Source organism: Clostridia bacterium (assembly GCA_024653205.1).
Taxonomy (GTDB): Bacteria; Bacillota; DSM-521; order Neomoorellales; family SLTJ01; genus JANLFO01.
Genome location: JANLFO010000026.1, coordinates 21035 through 28467 on the forward strand (window position 1 = coordinate 21035; position 7433 = coordinate 28467).

General features: G+C 62.4%; 5 protein-coding genes. All 5 read left to right on the plus strand.

Features of this window, described 5'->3' with window-relative positions:
• The first annotated feature begins 62 nt into the window (after window positions 1-62).
• Window positions 63-1916: an aldehyde ferredoxin oxidoreductase family protein gene (locus tag NUV99_10805; protein MCR4420588.1), complete on the plus strand. Its 1854-nt coding sequence runs from the start codon at window positions 63-65 to the stop codon at window positions 1914-1916.
• Window positions 1917-2096: 180 nt separating this feature from the next.
• On the plus strand, window positions 2097-4031 hold the full coding sequence (locus tag NUV99_10810; protein MCR4420589.1) for an FAD-dependent oxidoreductase: 1935 nt from the start codon (window positions 2097-2099) through the stop codon (window positions 4029-4031).
• A gap of 82 nt (window positions 4032-4113) precedes the next feature.
• On the plus strand, window positions 4114-5187 hold the full coding sequence (gene dctP, locus NUV99_10815) for a TRAP transporter substrate-binding protein DctP (GenBank protein MCR4420590.1): 1074 nt from the start codon (window positions 4114-4116) through the stop codon (window positions 5185-5187).
• A gap of 96 nt (window positions 5188-5283) precedes the next feature.
• Window positions 5284-5799: a TRAP transporter small permease gene (locus tag NUV99_10820; protein MCR4420591.1), complete on the plus strand. Its 516-nt coding sequence runs from the start codon at window positions 5284-5286 to the stop codon at window positions 5797-5799.
• Window positions 5800-5833: 34 nt separating this feature from the next.
• Window positions 5834-7153: a TRAP transporter large permease subunit gene (locus NUV99_10825; GenBank protein ID MCR4420592.1), complete on the plus strand. Its 1320-nt coding sequence runs from the start codon at window positions 5834-5836 to the stop codon at window positions 7151-7153.
• The last annotated feature ends 280 nt before the right edge of the window (window positions 7154-7433 follow it).

Sequence of the window (7433 nt, forward strand, 5' to 3'; positions counted from 1 at the left end):
CGCAGTTTCGAGGGGCACGAGTAGCGGCGGCGGTACCGATCAGGGCAAGGGAGGCGGACAGGGTGACCGCAGGATTTGCAGGCCGAGTATTATGGGCAGACCTTTCCACCGGAGAGTTGAGGACCGAACCAGTAGACGTGCAAATGTGGCGCCGGTTCCTGGGTGGCTACGGCGTGGGCGCCCGGGTATTATTTAGCCACCTGAAGCCGGGGGTAGACCCTCTGGGCCCGGACAACATTTTGGGCTTCTGCACCGGACCCCTCACCGGCACGCCGGCGGTTTCGGGCACCCGGTACACGGCGGTAGGCAAGTCGCCGCTTACCGGGGGGTGGGGAGACGCCAATTCCGGCGGCTTCTTCGGCGCCTACCTGAGGTTTGCCGGCTACGATGCGGTCTTTGTGCGTGGGGTGGCGGAGAAACCGGTGTATCTGCTGCTGGACAACGGCCGGGCCGAGCTCCGGGATGCCAGCCACCTTTGGGGTAAGGATACCTACGAAACCGAAGCCCTGCTCAATGCGGAACTGGGAAAAGAAACGGAGGTAGCCTGCATCGGCCCTGCCGGGGAGAGCCGTTCGTTGATCGCCGGCATTTTCCACGACCGGGGTCGGGCGGCAGCCCGGTCCGGGCTGGGCGCGGTCATGGGGTCCAAACGGCTGAAGGCTGTGGCCGCGCGGGGGAACCTGGCGGTTCCGCTGGCGGATCCGGAGAGGGCGGGTGAGCTCCGGAGGAGGTGCGTCCGGGAACTGACCGGCCCGGTGAACGTTCTGAGGCGGTACGGCACCCCGGCGGTGGTGATACCGTGCGCGGAATCGGCGGACTCGCCCACGCGCAACTGGGCGGGGGTGGCCTACCGGGATTTCCCCCAGTACCGTATGCTGGGCGGAGACGAGGTGGTCAAGCGTCAGGTCAGACGCTACGCCTGCTACCGCTGCCCGGTCGGCTGCGGGGGCCACATGCAGCCGGGAGAAGGGGAGTACCGGTGGCCGCCCGGGGTACACAAGCCCGAGTACGAGACTCTGGCCATGTTCGGGTCAAACTGCCTCAACGCCGACCTTGAAGCCATAATTAAGGTTAACGACCTGTGCAACCGCTACGGTCTGGACACCATCTCGGCCGGGTCGGCCGTCGCCTTCGCCATTGAGTGCTACGAGAACGGTTTGATCGACCGGGGAGATACCGAGGGCATAGAGCCGTCTTGGGGAAACTCGCGGGCCATAGTAGCCCTGGTGGAGAAGATCGCCCGGCGGGAGGGCATCGGCGCGCTGCTGGCGGACGGGGTGAAGCGGGCGGCGGAAAAGATCGGCCGGGGCGCGGAACGCTACGCGGTGCACGTCCAGGGCCAGGAGGTTCCGGCCCATGACCCCAAGTCCAAGATACAGTTCGCGCTCGCCTACCGTCTGGACGCCACGCCGGCCCGGCACACCCAGGCCACCGCGGCGCCCCACATGCACCCCCCCGGCCTGCTTCCGCCCATCGACCCGAGGGCGCAGGCGGGCAGGGGCAGGCTGTATCAGATCGGAGGCAACTTCAACCATGCCGCCGTGTGTTTGGGGATGTGTCACCTGGTTTACGTATGCCTTCCCAACGTGGAGATCATCTCGGAATTCACCCGGGCCGTTACCGGGTGGGACGTGGACACGGCGGAGTTGCTTACGGCCGGAGAGCGCATAGCCAACATACGTCAGGCATTCAACGTACGGGAGGGGCTCAATCCCCTGGAGTACGCCATGCCGGAGCGGCTGATCAATCGCGAGCCCGTAAAGGCGGGGCCGCTGGCAGGTATGGTGATTGATGAGGAACTGATGATCCGGGAGTACCTGGAGGCCATGGATTGGGACCTCAAGACCGCCAAACCCAGCCGGCACAAGCTTGAAGAACTCGGATTGGAGGACGTGGCCCGAGAGTTGTGGCCGTGACCTGGCGAGGACGGTGGCGGCAAGGCACGCGCACCGGCGCGCCTGAGGCTCCCGAACGGGGTGAGCAGACTGAGGCCTCTGCCGGGGAGCCGCCGCCCGCTTGAATTGGACAAAAAGTTGTCTTAAACGGTTCAAGAGAGAGAATTCACCTGAGACGGGGTGGCAAGGAGGGCAATGGTGATGCTGCCGTACGAGAACATCTTCAGGCCCTTGCGGATAGGCCCGGTAGAGCTCAAGAACCGCATAGAGTTGGGGCCGGCGCTACCCGGCCTGGCCTCCTTTGAGGGCCTGGTAACCAGGGAAATGATCGCCTACTACCGCCGTCTGGCGCGAGGCGGAGCGGCCGTAGTGACGGTGGGGGAGACGCCGGTCGATCGGGAGTATGCCGGCGGACACGGAGCCCAGGTAAACCTGGGCAGCGATAAAGTAATATCCGGCCTGAGCGTGCTGGCCGAGGAAGTGCACCGCTACGGGGCGGTGCTTTCGGTAGAGATATGCCACCGGGGGCGGCAACGGATGGCCGGCGACGAGGTGATCGCCCCGTCACCGATTCCGCCCAATATCCACGGCCGGACCAAGGTTCGGGTCCGGGAAATGACCCAGGAGGACATTGACCGGGTTGTCGAGCACTTTGCGGCGGCCGCTGAGCGCTGTGTTAAGGCCGGGGTCAGGATGATCATGCTGCACGGCGGTCACGGGCATCTTCTGGCCCAGTTCCTGTCTCCGTGGACGAACAGGCGCCTGGACAGCTACGGCGGGAGCCTGGCAAACCGGGCGCGCTTTGCCCTCGAGGTACTCACCGCCATTCGAGAGCGGGTGGGTAACAAGCTGGCCATAGAGTACCGCATCAGCGCCAACGAACTGGTGCCGGGCGGAATGGAAGAAGAGGAAACCATAGAATTCGTAAAGATGATCGAAGACAAGATCGACCTCTTGCACGTATCGGCCGGGGTAATGAGCGATCCAGTGGCCCTCTCGCACATGATTCGCTCTACCTACTTTCCCTACGCCTACAACGTCCCTTATGCCGAACGCTTCAAGAAAGCCCTGCGCGTCCCCATCACCACCATAGGATCCATCATGGATCTGGAAACCGCGGACCGCATAATCGGCGAGGGCAAGGCGGACGTAGTGGCCATGGTTAGGGCCATCCTGGCCGATCCGGACCACGTGAACAAGGTCCGTCTGGGTCGGCCGCAGGAGGTCAGACCGTGCTTGCGCTGCCTCACCTGCCTGCGGCTTACGGCGCAATCCTTCCCCATAAGGTGCAGCGTGAACCCCACCCTGGGCCGCGAATTGGACTATGCCGACCTTCCCCCGGCCACCCAGAAGAAGAAAGTGGCCGTCATCGGCGGCGGCCCGGCGGGAATGCAGGCGGCCCTCACGGCTGCGGCGCGGGGGCACGAGGTTGTCCTGTACGAGAGGGAGCCGGAGCTGGGTGGCAACCTCCGCCTGGCCGCCGCGCCGCCCTTCAAGCAGGATATGAAGAAATACCAAAAGTGGCTGGTTGGCAAAGTACGGGAAACACCGGGTATAACCGTAAAGCTCAACTGCGAGGCCGGCCCTGAAGCAGTCGCCCGCGAAGGCGCCGACGCGGTCGTTGTCGCCGTGGGTGCCGACCCGATAATTCCCGGGGTGCCCGGAAGCGACCGTTCCAACGTGGTCTGGGCGGGTGAGGTGATCACCGGCGGGGTGGCTGCAGGCGACCGCGTTGTCATGGTGGGCGGCGGTCTTACCGGGTGTGAAACCGCACTTTACCTGGCCCAGCAGGGCAAGCAGGTGACGATCGTGGACCAGCTGAGGCGTGAGGAACTGGCTCCGGATGCTCCGCGCGGGTTGATGGAGCTGCTGGACGAACACGGGGTGCAGTTCGTCACCGAGGTCAGGCTGGAGGCAATTACGGATAGGGGGGTGGTGGTTGCGGACCGATCGTGGCGGCACCTCGAGTTACCGGCAGATACGGTGGTGCTGTCGCTGGGCTTTAAGCCCCGGCGCGAACTGGCGTCCCGCTTCCAGGGGGTGGCACCGGAGGTATACGTGATAGGTGACTGCCGCGATCCCCAGAACCTCAGGCAGGCGGTGCACGACGGGTTTAACGTTGGGGTGGAGCTGTAGGTAGGGTTGTCCCGGCCGGATAGATACAAGCGGCCGGACGGAGTGAGGTCCTCTCATAAGCTCTTTTCTAGGAGGGAATGCGATGAGATCGCGGTTGGGGCGGTTGTTGCTGGTGTGCCTGGTGGGCCTGGCACTTCTCACGGTGGGCTGCAACAAACAGTCGGCGCCGGCCCCGCAGGGCCAGGCCCCGGCGGAAGAAATCAAGCCGGTGGAACTCAGGATGGTGATGTTCCTACACGAGAACGCGGCCGGCAACTTCACCAACATGTGGATAGAAAAGGTGGATGAGTATTCCAATGGCCGAATTAAGATCAAGGTCATCGGCGGGCCGGAGGCCATACCCACTTCGGATCAGGTCAGTGCTGTTCAGCAGGGGGTGGTCGATATCGCCAATGCGGTGATATCGCCGGCGGAGCCCTTTGTCCCCGGCATCACTTATCTGGGCCGGGCGGAGTATAGCGCTGCCGAGCTGCGGCAGAGGGGGGTAGTGGCTTTTCTGCAGGAGAAGTTTAGGCCGCACGGTCTGTACTACCTGGGAGCTTCCTCTCCCTCAGAGCCCGCCGCGCAGGGGACCTTCTTCTTCAAGACGAAGGCCGTAAGGAAGCTTGAGGACTTCAAAGGGCTGAAGATCGCGACCTATGCCGGAACTCTGAAGGGCTTGATAGAGGCCTTGGGAGGCTCGGCCCTCTCGGTGAACTTCACTGAGTATTACACGGCGCTAGAGCGAGGGGTGGCGGATGGGTACCTGATTGGAACTCCTGGAATTAGCGCCTTCGGGCTGGTGCCTGTGACTAAGTACTGGCTTGATGAGCCGGTGTTCTCGGGTTCAGGTGCGTTCTTCGTCAATCTCAAGGTGTGGGAGAGCCTGCCCCAGGAGCTCAAAGACGCCCTGACCAAGGCTACCGAGGAGTTTGAGGTAGACGCCGAAAAGGCTTACGCCGACCTGGTAGCGCAGGCCAGAGCAGAGGCTAGTGCCGCTGGCGTAGAGTTCATAAAGCTTCCCCCGGAAGACTCCGTGAGGTTCTACCAGTTGTACCGAGAGCAGAGCCGAAAAGACGTTTACGCCATCGTGGGCGACAAGCGGGAGATCTTGGATGAATTAATCCGTCTGGTGTCAAACGACGACTTTTACCGCCTGAAGCTTCAACCGAGGTAGTCGGTCAAGGTCACGGTAGGCATGGGTGGGGCCGGGGCCGAGGTGTTCGCGCCGGCCCTACACCTCGCCTCACTACCACGAACGGGAGGAGAAGCGGTGAGGGGCGTGAAGGCAAAGGCGGGATCGCCGCTAGACGTGGTCCTGATGATAATGATGGCTGTAGCCTGTGTTCTGCTCATCGGGCAAGATACCGTGTGGCTTTCCGTGGATGTGGTATCCCGCTGGCTATTTGGAAAGACGTGGAGCGGATTGTTTGAACTCACCGAGTACAGCCTGCTCTGGATAACTTTTCTGGGTGCAGGCTGGGTTACCAGAAACCGGCGGCATGTGCGCATGGACCTGCTGGTCAGTCGCCTAAACCCACGGCCGCAAAAGGTGGTTGCCGCAATAGCTCGGTGGGCAACGGCGTTAGTTTTCGGGGCCATGACTGTACTGTCGGCGTGGCTGGTTATCCACGACTGGGCTACCGGGACCAGGTTCACCTCGGCCATGCAGCCGGTGAAGTGGCCGGTGGAGCTGGTCATGCCGGTCGGTTTCGGCATAATGTTCGCCTACGAATGCCTGGAACTGCACCGGGAGCGCCCTTCGCCGCGCCCGGGGCAAGACACCTAGCGGGTTCGGGCAAAACGAAATGGGGGCACTTCCCATGTGGGTTACCGTATTCGCCTTCATGTTCGGGTGTCTAATACTCCTAATGCTTACCGGAATGCCGATTGCTGCCGCCTTCCTGCTCACGTGCATTCCCGGTGCCCTACTCTTCTGGCAGGGAATAGCGGGCCTAAAGCAGCTCATCATGAGCGTGGCCAACTCGGTGAATATGTTCGGTTTTCTGCCCATCCCCCTGTTTTTATTGATGGGAAACGTGGTGTTTCGCACCGGTCTAGGTGCGGTGCTGATTGGCGCGCTGGATAAACTGCTGGGCCGGTTGCCGGCCAGGTTGAGTCTTCTCACCATCGCTGTGGGGACGGTCTTCGGCACCATGATCGGTATCAGCGGGGGCAGCATTGCCATCGCCACCACCGCGCTGCTACCGGAAATGAAGCGGCGGGGCTATCATCGGGCGATGACCATCGGCCCCCTGGTGATAACCGGTACCCTAGCTACACTCATACCGCCCAGCGGCTTCGCGGTTTTCGCGGCGGCGATGGCGGGTGTCTCCGCGGCCAAGGTGCTTATGGGGGCCCTGCTTCCCGGGTTGCTGCTCGCGTTGCTGTGCGTGGCCTATCTCCTGGTACGGGTAGCACTGCGGCCGGAATTGGCGCCGGCCTACGGCGTGGGAGAGGTGCCCGGAGGGGAGAAGGTGCGGGTGCTGGTCCGGGACTTGCTGCCCTTCCTATTGATCATATTTGCCGTGTTGGGCGTGATCTTTCTAGGTGTCTGCACGCCCTCGGAGGCGGCAGCCTTCGGGGTTTTGGCCTGCTACGCTCTGGCCGCCGCGCGGAGAAAGCTGACCTGGCAGATTGTGAAAGAATCCGCCGTGGACACCGTTCAGGTAACGGCCATGATCTTTGCCATCGTGCTGGGCGCCATGACCTTTAGCCGCATCCTGGCCAGCAGCGGCGCCGTGGCCGGTTTCATGGATTGGGTGACGTCGGTGAACCCCTCGCGGTGGGGGATTCTAATTGCTACTCAGGTGGTCATTCTGGTCCTAGGCTGCTTTATGGATCCGGCGAGCATAGTCATGCTTACCGTTCCCGTGTTCATTCCTCTCATGACCAAACTGGGATTCGATCCCATATGGTATACGGTGCTGCTCGTCGTCGGCATCCAGTTGGGCATGATCACTCCCCCGCTGGGACTGGACGTCTACAACATTAGAGGCATGGCCTCTCCCATAGACCCAGGGCTGACTGTGGAGGAGGCCTTCCGGTCCTCCACGCCCTTCTTCCTGCTAGGGCTGGCGGTCATGGTGGCGATTATCGTCTGGCCCCAGCTAGTGCTGTGGCTACCCAACATGATGCGCTGACTTGCGGCGCGGGGCGGTGCGGGGAGAGCGGCCGTCCCCAAACGCGCAGGGGTACCGTGGATGCACCAAACCTACCGGAAGGGGGTGAGGAGCGGCCGAGGCAGGCGGGATCAACCTGCAGGCGCACCCGCCGTCGTCCGGCGTAAGGATTTGAACCGATCTGTACGGCGGGAAATTCGGCGAGACTCTTGGGTTAATCGGATGCATGTCCTAATTCCTAGAAAGAGCATTCCTGTAATCCTGTTAGGTAGGCGTTGGCAATAAAAAAGCCTCCTGGTAA

Bases quoted from the DNA above. Each gene is read 5' to 3' on its own strand.
- NUV99_10825 (MCR4420592.1), top strand. From the start codon at position 5,834: ATGTGGGTTACCGTATTCGCCTTCATGTTCGGGTGTCTAATACTCCTA.
- dctP (MCR4420590.1), top strand. From the start codon at position 4,114: ATGAGATCGCGGTTGGGGCGGTTGTTGCTGGTGTGCCTGGTGGGCCTG.
- NUV99_10810 (MCR4420589.1), top strand. From the start codon at position 2,097: ATGCTGCCGTACGAGAACATCTTCAGGCCCTTGCGGATAGGCCCGGTA.